The sequence below is a fragment of the Tahibacter amnicola genome, assembly GCF_025398735.1.
Lineage (GTDB): Bacteria > Pseudomonadota > Gammaproteobacteria > Xanthomonadales > Rhodanobacteraceae > Tahibacter > Tahibacter amnicola.
Window position 1 is genome coordinate 3017710 of sequence record NZ_CP104694.1, and the last position, 16466, is coordinate 3034175.

A 16466-nucleotide genomic window follows, 5' to 3' on the forward strand; every position below is an offset into this window, starting at 1 on the left:
GCTGCCTGCCGGAAAGATCGGCCTTGCCGGTCAGATCCATCGCCCAGATGCGGTTGGTGTCGATCGCCGGTGGTACACGATGCTTCAGTGACCGACGCAGCCGTGCGATCGCTGCACGGTGCTTGCGCAACGCGCTGGCGACGTAGCTCTTGCTGACGGTGATGTGACGAGCGTCTGCATACCGTCGGTTGAAGACGTCGGCAATCACGCGGCAACCCAGGTTCGGGGAGAGCGCGCGCAGGCGGACCAGTTCACGGACGACCCAATCGGGCTTTCGTTGAAAGCGGCAAGCGAATCGCGATGCGCGAACGAGATCGACCGTTTCACGCATCCGGCGTCGTCGCGAATCGGCCTGTGGGCGCAGCAACACAGTCGCTAGCGCGATGCACAACAGAGCGATCAGTAGCGTCATTTCTTCGGGCGAAATCCGCCCAGTCTAACCAGCACCGAGCAGCTGCCGTCCAGTCTGTGGCGCATTGGGTCTGTTCGTCCAAATACGCATGGCTCGTCGGGGCAGGGGTGTGAGACTACACGACGAAGGAGATCCGCCGCTGCACCGTCAACGGTGCGATCTAGGAGCTCGTCACCGAGCACGTGCTCGACGAGAAAGGGCAGGTCAAGGAAAGCCGGCATGCGGACGGCAGCACCACCAAGGCCACCTACAACGCCATCGGCAAGATCGCCACGTCGACCGACGCGCTCGGCCGGGTGACGCACTACACCTATACCGATCGCGGGGAAGAGGAGCGGGTGACCTTCCCCGATGCGACCTACACCGAGAAGACCTACGACGAGGAAGGCAACGTCCTGACCGAGCGCGACCGCGACGGCCGCGTGACGACGATGAAATACGACGCGGCCAATCGCCTGAAGGAAACGATTTATCCGGATGACACGCCGGCAACGCTCGATGACAACCCGCGCACGGTCAACCACTACGACAAGGCGGGTCAACTGGTCGGCGTGACCGACGCGCGCAACCAGACCACGACCTACAAATACGACGACGCCGGTCGCCAGACCCACGTCATCAACGCGCTGCAGCAGACGACCGAGACGATCTACGACAAGGCCGGCCGCCGCGAGGCGGTGATCGACAGCCTGGGTCGCACGACGCGCTTTATCTACGATGCCGCCAACCGCCTGACCGAGACCATCCACCCGGACGCCACGCCGGCGACCGACGCCGACAACCCGCGCACGTTCGCCGCCTACGACGCCGCCGGCCGCAAGGTGAAGGAAACCGACGAAATGGGCCGGGTCACGCGCTTTGCCTATGACGCGCTCGGCCGCCTGACCCAGGTGATCCTGCCCAACCCCGCCAACGGCGCGAACCCGGATCTCGTCAACGGCGAAAGCCCCGCCGGCAGCGGCACCCTGGTCACGCGCTACGGCTACGACGAGCTCGGCAACAAGCTGACCCAGAAGGATGCCGAGGGCCGCACCACGAGCTGGACCTTCGACAAGGCCCAGCGCCCGCTGACGCGCACCTTGCCGCTGGGCCAGACCGAACGCTTCCACTACGACGCCCTGGGCCGAAAGGACAGCCACACCGACTTCCGCGGACGCACCACCGCGTTCCGCTACAAGCCCCAGACCGATTACCTCGAAACGATCGACTATCCGACCGATCCCGACGTCACGCTGACCTACACCGCCGGCGGCGAACTGCACACCGTGCAGGACGCCAACGGCACGACGGTCTACGCCAACGACGTCCGCGGGCGCCTGGAAAGGGTCACCTGGCCGGTCCGCCCGGGCGAGGCGATCGCCCCGTTCGTGGAATACCAATACGACGCCAATGGCAACCGCACGAAGCTCACCACCCCGAACCAGGTCATCGACTACCAGTTCGATGCACTCAACCGCCTGGACAAGGTGCTCAAGGGCAGCGAGGTCATCGCCGACTACGGCTACGACGGCGTCGGCAACCGCGATCACCTCGTCTACGCCAACGGCACCCGTACCGATTACGCCTACAACCTGCGCAACCGCCTGACCGGCATCACCCATAAGGCCGGCACCTCGCTGCTCCTCGGCGTCGTCTACACCGTCGACGCCTCCGGACTGCGTACCGCCATCGACGAAACCGGCGCGATCCGGCGCCACGTCGACTACCGCTACGACAAGGTCAAGCGCCTGGAAAACGAAACCGCCGTCGCCCAGCTCGCCAGCGGCGCCGTCACCCGCAGCACCACCTGGACCTACGGCAAGACCGGCAACCGCCTGACCCAGAGCAAGAGCGTCCAGGCCGGCGCCACCTCGGGCTTTGCCAGCACGGTGTATGGCTACGACGCCAACGATCGGCTCGACACCGAGACGGTGACCAAGTCCGGCACCCTGCCGGGCGTCATCGCCGGCATCACCAGGTACACCTACGACGAGGCCGGCAACACGATCAAGAAGGTCGCCCCCGACGAAACCGTCGAGTACGCCTACGACGATGCGAACCGGATGAGTGAGCTCAAGACGCTCGCTGGCGAGGTCACCCGGTATGCATACAACCACGCCGGGATCAGGCTCAGTCAGACGAGCAAGGCGGGGACGGCCAATGCGAAGACCAGTCATTACCTGATTGATCCGAACCAGGCCTATGCGCAGGTCATTGAGGAAGCCACGCAGCAGGGCACGGCACCGGCGACGGTGAGTGCGCTGTATACCTTTGGGGATGACCGCATAAGCCAATTCCGGCCGGCGCAAGTCGGTGGCGGGACGACGCCGGGAACTGCGGCCAGCCTTCGCTACTACCATGCCGATGGACTGGGTTCGACGCGGCTGCTGACGAGTGAGGCGGGAACCAATACTGACGTCTACGGATACGAGGCCTTCGGGGAGTTGGACTCTGCTATCACGCAGCAGGCCAGCAGCAACGACTTCCTGTACACCGGGGAGCAGATGGATCCGAATAGTGGGATCTACTACCTGCGGGCTCGTTACATGGATCCGGTGGCGGGGAGGTTCACGCAACAAGACGCATTTTCGGGTCACGTCCTTGACCCACTGTCCCTAAACAAATACGTCTACGCAAGCAACCTATCGAGCGAATACGTTGACCCAAGTGGTTATAACAACACGCTTCCGGCGCAGACAATGGCTACGTCAAATGCCATTGTCCTTTCAGGCGCCCGTGCGGTGCCGCTGCTTACGCGAACGAGCTTGAAGATCGGTATGAGGTCATCAATCTGGGCGGCCCCGATCGCAGCAACAGCTGCTGCAACTGCCGGAATGAGTACTTCTGGGCTTGATATGGTAAAGGCTCTCGCGCATCAAGCGCAGAGCGAAGGCAGTGACCGCCTACTGGGTGTGCCGGTGATTGTATTTGGAGGGCTAGACTTCCCAGGGCACGCGCTACATATTGCCTTGTCGCAGATTGGCATCTCTAAAAGTGGCGCCCGCACACCGTACGCGTTAAATGGATTCCCGGAATGGGATAGGTCCTGGCTAAAACAGACCAAGGAATGTAACAAGAAGGCTGTTGCTGCTTCTCCGGGGAAGTCGGCTTGTGATGAGTTTCCGTTCGCTTCGGCGCGTCAAGGTGGCCCGGTGAACTATATGCTAGGGAGCGTTTCGCTTCAGCTTCTCGATAGAGACGAGTCGAGCCGAACCGGGCCATTCATTCGTGATTTCTACAAATACGGGGCAATCGCCAGAGATGGGTTTTCTCCGACTTCGCGCTTCTTCGCGTTCGGGGCTCCCGGTGCGAAAAGTTTCTTTATTGACAGAAACGGTCTTGTTCACAACAAGGAATAGTGGTGTCAAATGTTAAGAATCACGTTCTGGCATATCCCAAACTACTTCCAGTTTTACATTCAGGATCCGGGAACGGAAGCTGCTGTTGGATCGGCAGCCGCGGAAGAACTGGTTAAGGATCGTTTTGTTGTGCTGAAGGGGTTGGTTGGAGTCGGGGTGACTAGCGACTATGACCGTATTCCTATTACAGTCGAGTACGATTCAGAGCAGTGCGCACTTTCCGATCTGTCGGAGTGGGATCGTGTTGTCGAGTGCTCGATTTCGACTCAGTCCGGTCGGCTGGAGCTAATTGGGTGCACCGCGTCGGACGCCTTCGGTGTAATCGAGCTGCCCAGCGGGGACTATCGGCTGCGCCTTCACTTCGGTGGCCAAGATGAGACTGACTCTGAGGGGAATGCTGCGGACTATTACCTAGTTCAGGTGTGGCCAAAGGCGTTGGAGTCGACGGTCATACTGAAGTCGTAACATCCGGGTGCGACGCGCATGCGGGGCGATTCCGGGGCCGGGCGATTATTCCGGGATAACCATGAATCAGCTGAGTCCCAGGGTTGTGCGGGACTTTTGCTGGCGGTTCTACTGTGCTGTCCGTAGTAGTCGACGTGACTCTCGAATACCGATACCGCGTCGGCGAAATCCGCGAAGTGCGCCACCAGCTTGCCGAAGTCATGGAAAAGTCGTTCGAATATCACCGTTTGCGAGAAGGCGAAGCAAGTGAGTGACCGAGCGTACGATGCGTGAGGTCGCGGCATGCTGAGCCCGACGGTCTGGTGGATCGCAATCGAGTCGGTCGATCTTCGGGCTCTACGTCATGAGAGGCATCACGCTGTAGCGACAGCAATAGGCAAGAATGTTTGACTGGCAAGGGGCGAAGGCCAAGACACCTACGCTGGAGCAGGCGGTTCGTTCGCGGACGTAGCTAGGTGAACGCTCAGCGATGGTCGTTCGCCTCTGACGAGACACTTTGCCGCATACAAAAGCCACCGAAATGCTGAACGCACGAACCGATTGGCGTCCAGCATCGGAGGATGAAACGACACCTTTTCAGATATGGCAAGCTCAGTAACGCTTAGAGTGCCTAACAAAACGCCGCGTAGTCTACAATGCGTCAGCCACAAAGAGTTGAGTGCTGACGGATGAGTAAGCTTGAGATCAAGGACGATCTATGGGACGTGATTCGGCGGCTACTTCCGCCGGAGCCAGATCGCCCGAAAGGTGGTCGGCCAAGAGTGCCGGATCGTGCTGCCATCAACGGCATCGTGTTTGTCCTGAGGACGGGGATTCCATGGGAGCATTTGCCGCTCCGGCTAGGCTATGGATCCGGCATGACCTGCTGGCGACGGCTGCGAGACTGGCAGCAGAGCGGTGTTTGGGATCGATTGCACAAGGAACTGTTGCGGCGGTTGCGTAGCTACGATCAGATCGACATGTCGCGAGTGAGTGTGGATGCAGCGAGTGTTCCTTCCCCCCGGGCGGGGAGGAAACCGGTCCAAATCCTACCGATCGAGGAAAGTTGGGGTGCAAAAGGCACGTTGCGGTCGATGCCAGGGGCACGCCGCTCTCGTTCCTCATCAGCGGCGCGAACACGCACGACAGCAAGTGCTTCGAAGCCGTAGTCAATGCGTTACCTGCGGTTGGTGGTCTTCGAGGGCGTCCTCGGCGATGGCCAGACAAGGTTCATGCTGACAAGGGATACGACTACGAACATTGCCGACACGCGTTACGGCACCGTGGAATCGTCCAGCGTATCGCTCGGCGAGGCGTCGAATCTAGCCAGCGACTGGGCAAGCATCGTTGGGTCGTCGAAAGAACGTTTGCTTGGCTCAACCGATTCAAACGCCTTCGCATCCGGTATGAGCGCCGCCCTGAAATCTATCTGGCCTTCGGATTGCTCGCTTGCTCATTGATCTGCTGGCGTGCGATTGAACGGTTTTGTTAGGCACTCTAAGTGGCCCGGTTCCAATTCGGGATCTATGTGGACTGCACAGATCAAGGCGGACGGGAAACTAGTCGGTCTTGACGGGAATATGTATTCAAAAGCGAATAACTTTACACACATTCCGATTGACTAGTGGGGGCGATGATGGATCTGGACGAATACGAAGACCTTCCGGAAACAATCTCTGCTGCTCAGGTCGAGGTACTTGTGGATGTGTTTATTAATGAGCAGCGAAGTGGGTCGGGCAAAGATTGGTTCGCTAAGTTGGAAATACTTGCGGACAAGCAATGGCATACCTATAGCGAGCCTTCCCTCTCTGTTAGGGAGAAGGTGACGTCGTGGATTCTGGAAGCATGGGAGGACAGCGACGACTTTCTGGAGCTGGCGATGGGGGTCGCGTATTCGTTTTGTCTTCGGAAGCAGGTTTTTGAGCGGGCTTTTGTCGCATACAATGGAAGCCAAAAGGTGGAATTTGCGGAGATGCTGGAAAATTCCCCTGGCGATAACATGGATGCGTATTGGTCGCTTCGTAACCTGTAGGTAGCGATTCCAGCACGACTCCAGGACAACCAGCAGCGCCGGGACCGAGCCTGTCAGGATTTTTGCGAAGCGAGACACTGGGTGTCCCGTCCAAGGTGTCCACCGCCGATCCCCCGGCGGTGGATCTCTCTTTCTTCTCAGTTTCCGCCAATGCAGGCCACTGACCTACCGGTGTCCGGCGCTTGGCGAAATTCTCACCAAGCCACGCCAGTTCGGCGGTGCGCTCGACGCGTTGGCGCGTCCGCCCGTGGACACCGCTGCCCCTGAGCCATTCTGGTGCGCTGTTTTCTACGTCCCGCCTAAGTGCCATCCGGTCAAGCGCCCATCCAACCGCTGAACCATTTCGATTCGCCGCCCGCTTTCGGTCGCCCCTCTCACATTTCGGCAAGGGGTTCGATCTCCAGATGCTGATGCCGCCGCACAGTTATTGGACTCCTTGATCATCCGCACAATGCGATCGATCACTTCTACTGAGGCTCCATTCTGTCAAACGAAGCGGGCGTCCCCAGAGTCTGGGGCAAATCAAGTCATTCCGAGTTCCTGCTAGCACGCAAAGTGCGTAATCGCGCTGCATATTCCGCAGCGTACGGGTATCCGCTGGTGACATTCTTTCTGACCTCGTCGAATAGAGGTTTGTCGGCGAGGTTTTCTCCCTCCGCTGGAGTTCAGGGATCCATGGGGGTGTCAAATGCACGGAGCACTACGATGAGTCAAAATTTGCTTTCTCTTGTTCTTACGGATGCGCAGCTGGCAGAAGCAGATGCGGCGCTGGACGCCCTGGAGCGCGCGTTGGACGATCTGATTTCGTTGACCCCGGACGAGCGGCGTGGTCTGAATCGGATGGGGCCGAAATCAGAGGTCTTCTGCCGTCAGGTTGTGGCGGCGTTGCAGCAGAATCCGCAGATCGTGCCGCCGAAAATGAATGTGGCTGAAGGCGCTGCCGATCTTGTGGCGATCGATCGTCTGCGTCCGCGGCTTTCCCGCTTGCTGCGTATTACGGAACGGGCAGATGATACGGTGGCCGTACTGGGCAGCGATGTAATGAGCTTGGCGCTGGAAGGGTATGCCCAGCTCAAGGTATCTGGTCGTAATGAAGGCCTTGACGGGCTGCGGAAGGAACTGTCCAGTCGCTTCCGGAAGTCGCGCTCGGGTTCGGTGGAGCCGACGCCGGCCTGATGTGGCGCGAGCTGCTGCGCAGGGCTGATTGGCCTTTTCTGCCAATCGGAGTGGCAGAACACCTCTCGCGATAGCTGACGGGGGTATCTGGAGTCTGGATTCACCGCTCCGCGGGCCCGATCAACCTCTTCGTTGTCGCTTTCTTGCTCAATGGACAACCGAAGCGGGGTACCGATGGGGCGGAACGGGGTTCGCGAGAGGTGGCGCGGGTATCCGGTGTCGCGAAATTGGCCAACGGATGGCAGCGGAACCTCTTCAAACAGGTTCGACCGGCGTCTGGCCGCGTGCGAAAGGTCATCACAAGCAGGATTCCCGGGCACTGGTGCTGATGCGGGATCGGCCGATCCCGCATCAGCGTTCTGTACAGGCGTTGCGGTGGAGGGCCGTCGCGGTGGCCGTCGCGACGGAGCGGGTGGCCGCTGGGGAATTGCCGTTGGCGTGTCCGGGCTCGTCAGCGCGGGCAGGCCGGGTCGCCCTGCTGCAGGTCGGGCGGGTTCGCACGGTATTCCTGGGGCGGCGGTTCAATGGCGGGCAAGCGTCATGGGAAACATCGTCGGTTCCGATGTGCCGTCGTTTGCCTTTCCGGGAGGTTAGGGCGGTGATCGGTATTTCAGAGGCCAAGCTGAAACGAATGACGGTGTTTCGTAGGAGGCTCGCGGTGCATTTCCTGAGTCGTACGCGTTGGCGTCGTTGATGCCCGGTCGTGCGGTCGCCGGTGGCGATTGCACGGTGGAGCCTCGCACATCGCCGAGGATTTCCACCGTGCGATCACGCCGACGCTACGCCCCCAGTGGCGAGGCGTCGGTGTCGATGCGTTCCCATTGATAGCTGGCATGACTCTCCAGCGTGGTCAGTGCATCGACGATATCGGTGAGAAACGCCACCATCCGCCCGACGTCGTAGACCATGTCGGTATCGATCGCCTCTTCCGGGCTCGCTGCTGACCGAAGCAGTTGCGACGTCGTGCGTACGCAGGCCAGGGCGGTGTCGCGGCCGTGGCGTGCGGCGCCGAGGACGCGGCGGTGGTCGCAGTGGTCGGCGGAGAGCGGGGAGATCAGCACGTCGTGGATGCTGTATTCCTCCGGCGGAGCGAAGGTGTCCTCGTCCAGAGCGGCGTTCATGCGCGACTCCTTGCGACCGTGGTGCGCGCATCCTTGGCGCGGTGCAACCGCCCGCACCGGTGTGGGGTGCGGTGCAGGCGGCGGGTACGACTCGACGGCAAACGTTCGCGGTGCGCGAACGGGCATTCCATGCGGGGAAACATTGCAGTGTCCTCGACGAGTGTGAAGTAACCCGTCACCGGACCCGAGAGGTGACGGACGGCGCATGGTTGGCGTACCGGGGTAGTAGGTCCGGCCAGCATTGCTGCTGCCATGCGCCGCCCGCCATTGAACCGGAATGGTATCAAAGGGCGCCCAGCCGACGACTGGGCGCGAAAAAAGCGCCGTCATCGTCGGATGGGCGCTTGGGGACGCCTACTACCTGCCAGGACGCCAATCCTGGGCTACCGATTTGGCGGCAGCGGGGCGAAGTGTGTAAAACGCAGCGCGCGACGTCAACGATTTCCGCGATACGCCAGCGTCGTGTGCCACCTAGGCCGCGATTAGACATGCTCCATCGGTTTCACATCGTCCGCGGGAAGACGCTCGGTGCCGGGATTTGGCCGCACCGCTGGTCGTGCATCACGCCGCATCAGCGCCATGGCCAGCAGCACCACGGCAACGACGAACAGGGCGGTGCCGCTGTAGTAGTAGGGGCCGCAGGAGGAGAAGCGCACGGTGTGGGTACCGTGTCCGCCGCCGGCGAGGCCGGCCATGAGGCCTACGGCGTTGAGGATGGTGCAGCGAGCGCCAATGATGGTGAGAACAACGCCAACCAGGCCTAGGCTGGCCGCCCAGATCATTCCGCGCCGGCGTCCCGGCGTCTCCGCATGACGTCCCCGCCCGTTCATCACCCGAACCCCGCGTGTGATGGCTAGTCTGTGCGGTTAGTGTACGGCCTTGCGGCGGACGGCGCGCAGCGCTGCTTCCTGGTCGTGCCCGATACCCGGATAGTCGGGCCCGCTGCCTATCCGGCGCGGCCGTCGGCGCGGGGTGTGAGGTAGATCCAGGCCGAGCGGAACACCCAGGGCAGGAAGGCGGCGATCCAGCCGATACCGGCAGCGGCCTGCCACAGCGGGCCGTCGGGCAGCAGCTCGGCGGCGATACGGATCACGGCCACCCCTTGGACGGCGACGAACGCGATGCCTGCTACCGTGCCCAGCTCCAGCGGACGCCCCGAATGCCCCTGGGTCACTCGCGTCACCATCGCAACGAGCAGGCTGCCGAAAAAGCCGATAAAGAGGGCATGCGCCGGGGCGCGTCCAAGAATGAAATCACCGCCAATGGCGTACCAGAGACTTTGGATCACAAACAGCGCAAACGCGACAGGCAGCCAGGCGTAGCCGAGGAACAACACGCGTAGCAGTGCCGGTGCGGGCCCGCGCGGCCAGGTTTTCCAGGCCCACAGCACGCCGATGCCGAGCAGCGGCACATCGGCCAGCCACAGCCAGGCGTAGCCGTGCGCCAGTTCCAGGCCCAGGTGGGCGATGGCAAGCACCCAGAAGACACCCAGCCAGGTCAGCGGGCGCCACACGCGGTAGCCGATGACGACGTTGCCGGCGAAAAACGGAAACATGCGGTGCGCGACCGTCACGTAGATCGGCAGCAATAGGCCGAAACTGCCGAACTTGATCGAAGCGAACAACAGGCGCGCGTCGCCGCCGTGCAGATAGACGTTGAACAGCACCAGCCCGACGGCGCCCATCAGCAGCGCGGCGGCGCAGGAAATGGCGTGCCACGTCTTCGCGCCCTCCTGCCAGATCAGTCGCACCAGGAAGGCCCAGGCCGCCAGCCAGCCCATCAGCGACAGCATCGCTCCGGCTTGCACGAGCGACGGGCTACCGGCGAGCCCTGCCAGGCACAGCAGCTGCCCGCCCAGAAGACCCAGGCCTACAGGCACGTAGTGCCAGCGCGACAGCTCGGGCAAACCCATCCATCGCGGAAACACGGTCAGCAGGAAGCCGAAGATGAAGGGCGGCAGCACCTGGTACTGCATGACGAAGGCGTGCATCCAGCCGGCGGGATAGGGGAGGGGGCCAGAGCGAACCATCCGGATCGCATGTCGACCAGATAGACCGTCCACCAGGCCATGGCGGCAAGCACATTGAGTGCGCCGACGAAAAAGAGAAGCCGATGCGGTGCGGCGGCCAGCTGTGCGGCGGAGGGAAGATAAGCAGGCTGCGGGCGGGCGGTGTCCATGCGCCGAGTGTGACGGCGCTACTGGCGCGCTGCCTTGATCCCTATCAGGTCGGGTTGCGTCGGAACGTTGTCATCGGGGATGCCTGGTGGAGTGCTGCGTTCCGTCTTGGCACCGCGCACCGTGCGGCAAGGCGAACTCAACCGGACTGGAAAGGCCCGGCACGCAGATTGCTTTGCATTGTCTACGTTCGATAGCGGAGCAGCCCATGCAGTGTGAGTTTTCGGTAGTCGTCAGTCTCATCGAACGCGTCCGGACGCTGGAGATCCAGGTGCCCGGCACCGATGAGCTGGTGCGATTGGACGTTCACGAAGATGCGGGCGCCGCGCGTTTCGGGGTGAAGGCGTTCCGGCGGGTACAACCGCGCAGCGCGGGTTCCAGCGTGATGGTGTGGGAAGTGTATACATTGATAGGCGCGGAGGGTGGAACCGTCGATGCGGCAATCGCCGCGGCGCTGCAGTCACTCATCGCCAGGTTCCAGGCGGAAGCGGCCTGATCGCGCCCCGCAGCCGCTCAATCGCGCAGGCGCAGCGAATCCAGCAGTTGCCGGCCTTCCGGCCATGCGCCGTGACCGCTGGCGGCGTTGATATGACCGGCGTTCCGTAACCACACGAACTGGCTGCCCCAGGCTGTGGCGAAATGTCGGGCGACGCTTTCGGAGAGATAGCGGTCGTCGTCGCTGGCGACGATGATGGAGGCGAACGGCAGGTGTTCCAGGGGCACCGGTCCGAAGCCGACAGGGCCTGTTGGATAGTGTGGGCCCGTGGGATCCGTCGGCGCGACGAGCAGTGCACCGCGCACCATCTTGAGCCGGTCAGCCGCCGCGTCGTGCGCCCAGTGGGCCACCATGGCACAGGCGGAACTGTGCGCGGCGAGAACAACCGGCTGAGCCTGGTGTGCCAGCACCTCGTCCAGGCGCAGCACCCAATTGCGGCAGTCGGGCGTATCCCAGTTGTCCTGCAGCACCCGCCGGCAATCCGAATCGGCGCGTTCCCAGTGGCTTTGCCAGTGGTCCGGCCCCGAGTTACCGAGGCCGGGAAGGATCAGGACGGGGCAGCGGTGGGACATCGCAGGCAACCGGATCGAAAAGGAAGCAAATGATGATAGCCAGCCGCTTCCTTGCCGGCTAATCACGGCTGGCTGTTTGCATCAGGGTGTATCGGTGCCGTCGGTGAAGATGCGGTCGAATCCGAGACGCCACACGGATACATAGCTGGCGGGATCGATGCGTGTGATGCCGGAGATAAAAAGGTTGCCGCGCGCAAACGTGGCCCAGCGGGATTTCTCGATGCCGCGCTGGCCGTCGATGACGGTATCCAGGTGGCGCAGGCCGCCTTCGCCGCAGCGGGCGTCCGGCTGGTTGGCGGCGTCGAGGCAGAGAACCACGTAGTCTGGTGTCGCGCCGCTGTCGACGGTACGCGCGTTCAGGACGATGGCGCTGCGCCGTTGATCGAACGTGACGGCACGCATGTCGGAGGCGGCGGCATCGCTGCCGAGTGCGGCGTAGCGCGGCGAGGTAATCGCGGGCGACGCGCTGAATTGTCGGCCGTCTGGCGATGCGACCAGCACGACGAGATGGCGAATCGATTCGGAGAACATCGTCGACGGCAGTACCAGGCGTCCGTCCTCCAATTGCGCCACCCCCGACGGTTCGGCGATGACGCCGTTGACGCTTGGCGTGGCGGTCATGCCGTTGGTGCCGAAATCCGGATCGGGCAGACCGCCGGTGGTCCAGCGTCCCGCGGCACCCATGGGGCCCGACCAGCCGATCAGGATGGGCTTGCCGTCGGTCTGCACGAAGCTGTCCCACCACTGGTTGGGGCCCGTGCCGGTAACCAGGCGTCCCGTGCCGTTGTCGCCGAAGGTGGCATCGCGCTGGCCGTCGCTCGTATACCGCGTCACCTCCCAGGCGGTGACGGTGGAATTGCGGCGAAACGCGTGGGCACGGCCACTGGCGTCGGCGCGAAACAGCAGCGACTGGCTTTCCGTCGGCGTGCGGACAACGCCCTCGGTGCCGTAGGTGGTGACCAGCGCGCCCTGGTGATCGAGCCGGGCGATGCACGTGTTGGCGCTGACCAGGAACCCGTCATCCGGCGTTGGTTGAGCGACGATCGTCGTGCGAAATGTGCCGCAGGTGGAAAGATCCACATCGACAAAACCGTCCGGGCCGAACGTGGTGTCGGGTGTGCCGTCGCGCTTGAACCGCCGCAGGTTCAGATGCACGCCACCGGCCGAATAGGCGGCAATCACGGTCACCGAGTCGTCGGCATGAACGACGTGACTGATGCCGTCGAGCGGCATGGGCTGTCCGTTGTGCAGGACGGCATAGGTCACGCTGCCGCCATTGCCAAAGCCGGTGTCGGGGCTGGCGTCGGCGATTGGCGCATCGGCGTGGACCGCGGTCGCCAAAGCAAGTCCTGTCGCGAGAACCAGCGGCCGGATACAGGTCACGCGGGAATCAAAAGGCATGCGGGCAGGCTCGCTTCTTGTTGTTGGCAGGGCGGACGCTACGCATTCCGCAGGGCCGGAATCGTGGGCGAATCCGCAGATTATGGCCGCAAATCCGGCGAGGTAGGGGAGTTGTTGCCCGCTTGCGTATTGGCAGATCAACGGGAGGACTCGCTACCTGTCGGCAGCGTTGCGCGCGAACTCGTGAGCGGCGTCGAGCCTGATTTCGCAGGCTGTCATTCGCGCATTCAGCCGTGGTTTCGCGGCAATGACATGCCGTACACGGATCGGACACGACAATCGCCGCAGGTGGCCGACATGAGGTCGGCTATGCACGGAGGCCGACATGCGTGCCATGAGAATGGGATGGCTGCTCGTTGCAGCCTGGATTGCGACGGGTGCACAGGCTACTCCCGCTGTCGTCGTTGCCCAGGGCGGCGTTGCGCGCTGGGCGGGGCTGGATGCAAGGGAATGCGGCTTCCTCGGCAAGCGCTATCCCGCGGTGGATGGCGCGTGCTATTACCCGGTGGATCTGCGCGCCAAGGTGGGTGTGCATGAAATCGCACTGTACGATTCGGCCGGCAAGCAGCATCTGGGTGCGATGACCGTCGAGAAGGTCGATTTTCCGGAAGTGCGTATCGACCTGCCGGACGACACCTATCTCAACGTGAGCGCCGGCAATCAGGCCAGGCACAAGGAGGAACGCGCCCGCGTGCTGGCCTTGTTCAAGACGCCGGTCACGCCTGTGCGTTTCTCATTGCCGCTGGCAAAACCCGCGAAATCCATGCCGCCGAGCGAGAATGACTTCGGCAGCCGCCGTGTCTTCGCCGATGGGCGCACCAGCCAGCACACGGGACGTGACGCACCGGTCACGCAGGGCAGCACTGTGCGCGCCGTTGCCGATGGGACGGTGCTGCTGGCGGAAGAACACTTCTACACGGGCAACACCGTCTTCATCGACCACGGCGGTGGCCTGATGAGCATGAATTTCCACTTGTCCAAGATTGCCGTGGATCGTGGCGATGACATCAAGCGCGGCCAGGTGATCGGAACGGTCGGTTCCACAGGCCGTTCCACAGGCCCGCATCTTCATCTCGGACTGCGCTGGCTCGGTGCGCGCATCGATCCTTACCTGCTACTCGACACGCCAACGAAGCTGCCGTCGGTGGGTGACAGTCCGGCCAAGGCGGAGGCCAAGATCGAGGCGGCCCGCGAACAGGAGCCGGAAGAAGACGATGCCGAATAGGACGGCTAGCGTGCGCCGCGCCGCCGCCGCGCCTGGCGACGCAGTACCCGCAAGGTGGCGCGTTCGGCCTTCTGCCAGGCGGCGCCTTCGGGTACGCGGCGTAGCGGCAGCAGTTCATCGCGTTCGTAGGCTTCGCAGATCGCCGGATGGACGTAACAGGCACGGCATACGGCCGGCGTATTGCCCAGGGCCCGGGCGACGGCGGTGATCGCTGCGGTGATGTGACGCCGTGCGGCGCGCGGCGACTCCGGGCGATCGGCTCGGGATAGCAGCTGCCCGGCAATCACCGAACCGGCCCAGGTGCGGAAGTCCTTGGCGCTGAAGTCATCCCCGAGGGCGTCGCGGATGTAGGCGTTGACGTCCTGCGAGCTGACGGGCCGATGCACACCGTCATCGTCGACGTACTGGAACAAGGATTGGCCAGGCAGCTCCTGGCACCGACGCACGAGGATGCGCAGCCGCGCGTCGCTGAGCGCAATTTCCTGCATCACGCCGCTCTTGGCGCGGAAGCGGAACGTCAGGCGCGAACGGGTTTCGCGTACGTGCCGGTTGAGCAGGGTTGTCAGGCCAAAGGAACGATTGGTGCGCGCATATTCCGGATTGCCGACGCGGATCAGGGTGTGTTCCAGCACGGCGATGACGAGCGCGAGGACGCGTTCGCGCGGCAGTCCCCGCCGTGACAGATCAGCCTTGACCCGCTTGCGCAGCGCGCCCAATCCTTCGCCGAAAGCGATCAGCCGGTCGTACTTGGCCGCATCGCGGACGCTGCGCCAGTCGGCGTGATAGCGGTATTGCTTGCGGCCGCGGGCATCACGGCCGGTCGCCTGGATATGGCCGTCGGCACGCGTGCAGATCCAGACATCGCGATAGGCCGGCGGAATGGCCAGCGAGCGGATGCGGGCCAGCTCAGCCGGATCCTCCACGCGCGTACCGTCCGGGTTCCGATAGATGAATCCACGGCCACGACGGTGACGCGTGATCCCTGGTTCGGTATCGCTGACGTAGCGCAGCCCGGCGTCGACGCAGTGGCTGATCGCGGCGGGCGATGCAAGGGGAGCATCGAGGGGCAGGTCGCTATCGCACTCGGGACTGTGGCGCATTGGCACGATCCAGGCTCAGGCCGATTGCCCGTCGCAAATCGCATGCCAGTGCGCATCGCGCGCCGTCCGTGCTTTTGAGGTGATTTATGCGTCGCAGTGAGCGCGTTTTGCGTTTTTCCAGCTGCAGCCGTCGTGCAAATTTCGCGGTATACCCAGCGCCTACTGCCCGGCGATCTCCAGCAGCTCGACCTCGAAGCTCAGGCCGGCGCCCGGCTCGATCTCGCCCTGCAGGCCCTGGTCGCCATAGCCCAGCTTGGCAGGCATCCATAGACGGTACTTGCTGCCGACGGTCATGAGGCTGAGCCCTTCGGACCATCCGGGCATCACCTGGTTGAGCACGATCTCGACGGGATGATCGCGTTCGTAGGAATTGTCGAACGTCGTACCGTCGAAGCGGCGGCCGATGTAGTGGACGCGGACCGTATCCGTCGACTGGGGCCGCGCGCCCTTGCCTTCGGTCACTACCTCGTACTGCAGGCCCGAGGGTGTGCTTTTCACCGATGGATTCTTGCGCGCATTTTCCGCCAGGAATGCGGCCCCGGCTTCTTCATTGCGGGCGATCATGGCCTTTTGCTCGGCTTCTCGCTTCTCCCGCAGGTACACCGTGAACTCGCGGCGCACGACATCCAGCTGTGCATCGTCCAGCGCGGGACGGGCGCCATCGAGCGTGCTGCGCAGGGCGTCGAGCGTGATGGCCAGGTCGATCTCGTTCTTGACCGGCCCGACCTGCCTGGCGAGGTCAACACCCACCAGGTAGCTGTAGCGGGCCTGTGGCGTATCCAGTTTCCGTGGCGTCACCGCGGACGGCGTCCCTGTGGGTTGGCCACTCTGGCAAGCGGTAGCCGCGAGGATGACGGCGGCGAGCAGGGAAGGGCGCAGCACTCGGGTCATGGAACGGGCCTGGTCCAAAGGGTTCACAACTATACGCCAGCTCTGCATCAGCGCGCGGTGCGACCGTGCCGCGGGGCGCTGG

Annotated in this window: 14 protein-coding genes; 7 read left to right on the forward strand and 7 right to left on the reverse strand. The window is 63.0% G+C overall.

Features of this window, described 5'->3' with window-relative positions; genetic code table 11:
• The first annotated feature begins 594 nt into the window (after nt 1–594).
• From N4264_RS12630 to N4264_RS12650, 5 genes are all read left to right on the forward strand, one after another.
• Complete coding sequence (locus N4264_RS12630; protein WP_261697392.1) at nt 595–3750, forward strand: RHS repeat-associated core domain-containing protein; 3156 nt, start codon at nt 595–597, stop codon at nt 3748–3750.
• Nucleotides 3751–3759: 9 nt separating this feature from the next.
• Nucleotides 3760–4215 carry a hypothetical protein gene (locus tag N4264_RS12635; protein WP_261697393.1) on the forward strand — a complete coding sequence of 152 codons (456 nt, stop codon included), beginning with the start codon at nt 3760–3762 and terminating at the stop codon, nt 4213–4215.
• 668 nt (nt 4216–4883) lie between these two features.
• Nucleotides 4884–5686 (forward strand): IS5 family transposase gene (locus N4264_RS12640; protein WP_261692958.1). Its coding sequence is split into 2 segments (ribosomal slippage): nt 4884–5211 and nt 5211–5686, totalling 804 coding nucleotides; the frame shifts between segments, so codons are not numbered across the junction.
• 141 nt (nt 5687–5827) lie between these two features.
• Nucleotides 5828–6226: a hypothetical protein gene (locus N4264_RS12645; protein ID WP_261697394.1), complete on the forward strand. Its 399-nt coding sequence runs from the start codon at nt 5828–5830 to the stop codon at nt 6224–6226.
• Nucleotides 6227–6931: 705 nt separating this feature from the next.
• Complete coding sequence (locus tag N4264_RS12650; RefSeq protein WP_261697395.1) at nt 6932–7402, forward strand: hypothetical protein; 471 nt, start codon at nt 6932–6934, stop codon at nt 7400–7402.
• A gap of 779 nt (nt 7403–8181) precedes the next feature.
• Here the strand turns inward: N4264_RS12650 and N4264_RS12655 are convergent.
• The 3 genes from N4264_RS12655 to N4264_RS12665 all read right to left on the reverse strand — a co-directional run bounded on the left by N4264_RS12655 (nt 8182) and on the right by N4264_RS12665 (nt 10552).
• Complete coding sequence (locus N4264_RS12655) at nt 8182–8523, reverse strand: hypothetical protein (protein ID WP_261697396.1); 342 nt, start codon at nt 8521–8523, stop codon at nt 8182–8184.
• Nucleotides 8524–9005: 482 nt separating this feature from the next.
• Nucleotides 9006–9305, reverse strand: coding sequence for a hypothetical protein (locus tag N4264_RS12660; protein ID WP_261697397.1), 300 nt, complete (start codon nt 9303–9305; stop codon nt 9006–9008).
• Nucleotides 9306–9469: 164 nt separating this feature from the next.
• On the reverse strand, nt 9470–10552 hold the full coding sequence (locus tag N4264_RS12665) for an NnrS family protein (protein WP_343231998.1): 1083 nt from the start codon (nt 10550–10552) through the stop codon (nt 9470–9472).
• A gap of 355 nt (nt 10553–10907) precedes the next feature.
• Between N4264_RS12665 and N4264_RS12670 the strand changes: the two genes are divergently transcribed.
• Nucleotides 10908–11195: a hypothetical protein gene (locus N4264_RS12670; RefSeq protein ID WP_261697398.1), complete on the forward strand. Its 288-nt coding sequence runs from the start codon at nt 10908–10910 to the stop codon at nt 11193–11195.
• A 17-nt stretch (nt 11196–11212) separates the two neighbouring features.
• Here the strand turns inward: N4264_RS12670 and N4264_RS12675 are convergent, their stop codons facing one another.
• Complete coding sequence (locus tag N4264_RS12675) at nt 11213–11767, reverse strand: RBBP9/YdeN family alpha/beta hydrolase (RefSeq protein ID WP_343231999.1); 555 nt, start codon at nt 11765–11767, stop codon at nt 11213–11215.
• Nucleotides 11768–11848: 81 nt separating this feature from the next.
• Entirely contained in the window at nt 11849–13168 is a 1320-nt protein-coding gene (locus N4264_RS12680) for a hypothetical protein (protein ID WP_261697400.1), read from the reverse strand.
• A gap of 325 nt (nt 13169–13493) precedes the next feature.
• On the opposite strand from N4264_RS12680, the gene N4264_RS12685 reads away from it, so the two are divergent.
• Nucleotides 13494–14393, forward strand: a complete 900-nt coding sequence (locus N4264_RS12685) for a M23 family metallopeptidase (RefSeq protein ID WP_261697401.1) — start codon at nt 13494–13496, stop codon at nt 14391–14393.
• Between the two features lie 5 nt (nt 14394–14398).
• Here N4264_RS12685 and N4264_RS12690 read toward each other — a convergent pair whose 3' ends face one another.
• Nucleotides 14399–15493 (reverse strand): DNA topoisomerase IB, encoded by a 1095-nt coding sequence (locus N4264_RS12690; RefSeq protein WP_261697402.1) that lies wholly within the window; start codon nt 15491–15493, stop codon nt 14399–14401.
• A 159-nt stretch (nt 15494–15652) separates the two neighbouring features.
• A complete protein-coding gene (locus N4264_RS12695; protein ID WP_261697403.1) occupies nt 15653–16384 on the reverse strand; it encodes an FKBP-type peptidyl-prolyl cis-trans isomerase in 732 nt (243 codons plus the stop codon).
• Nucleotides 16385–16466 lie beyond the last annotated feature (82 nt).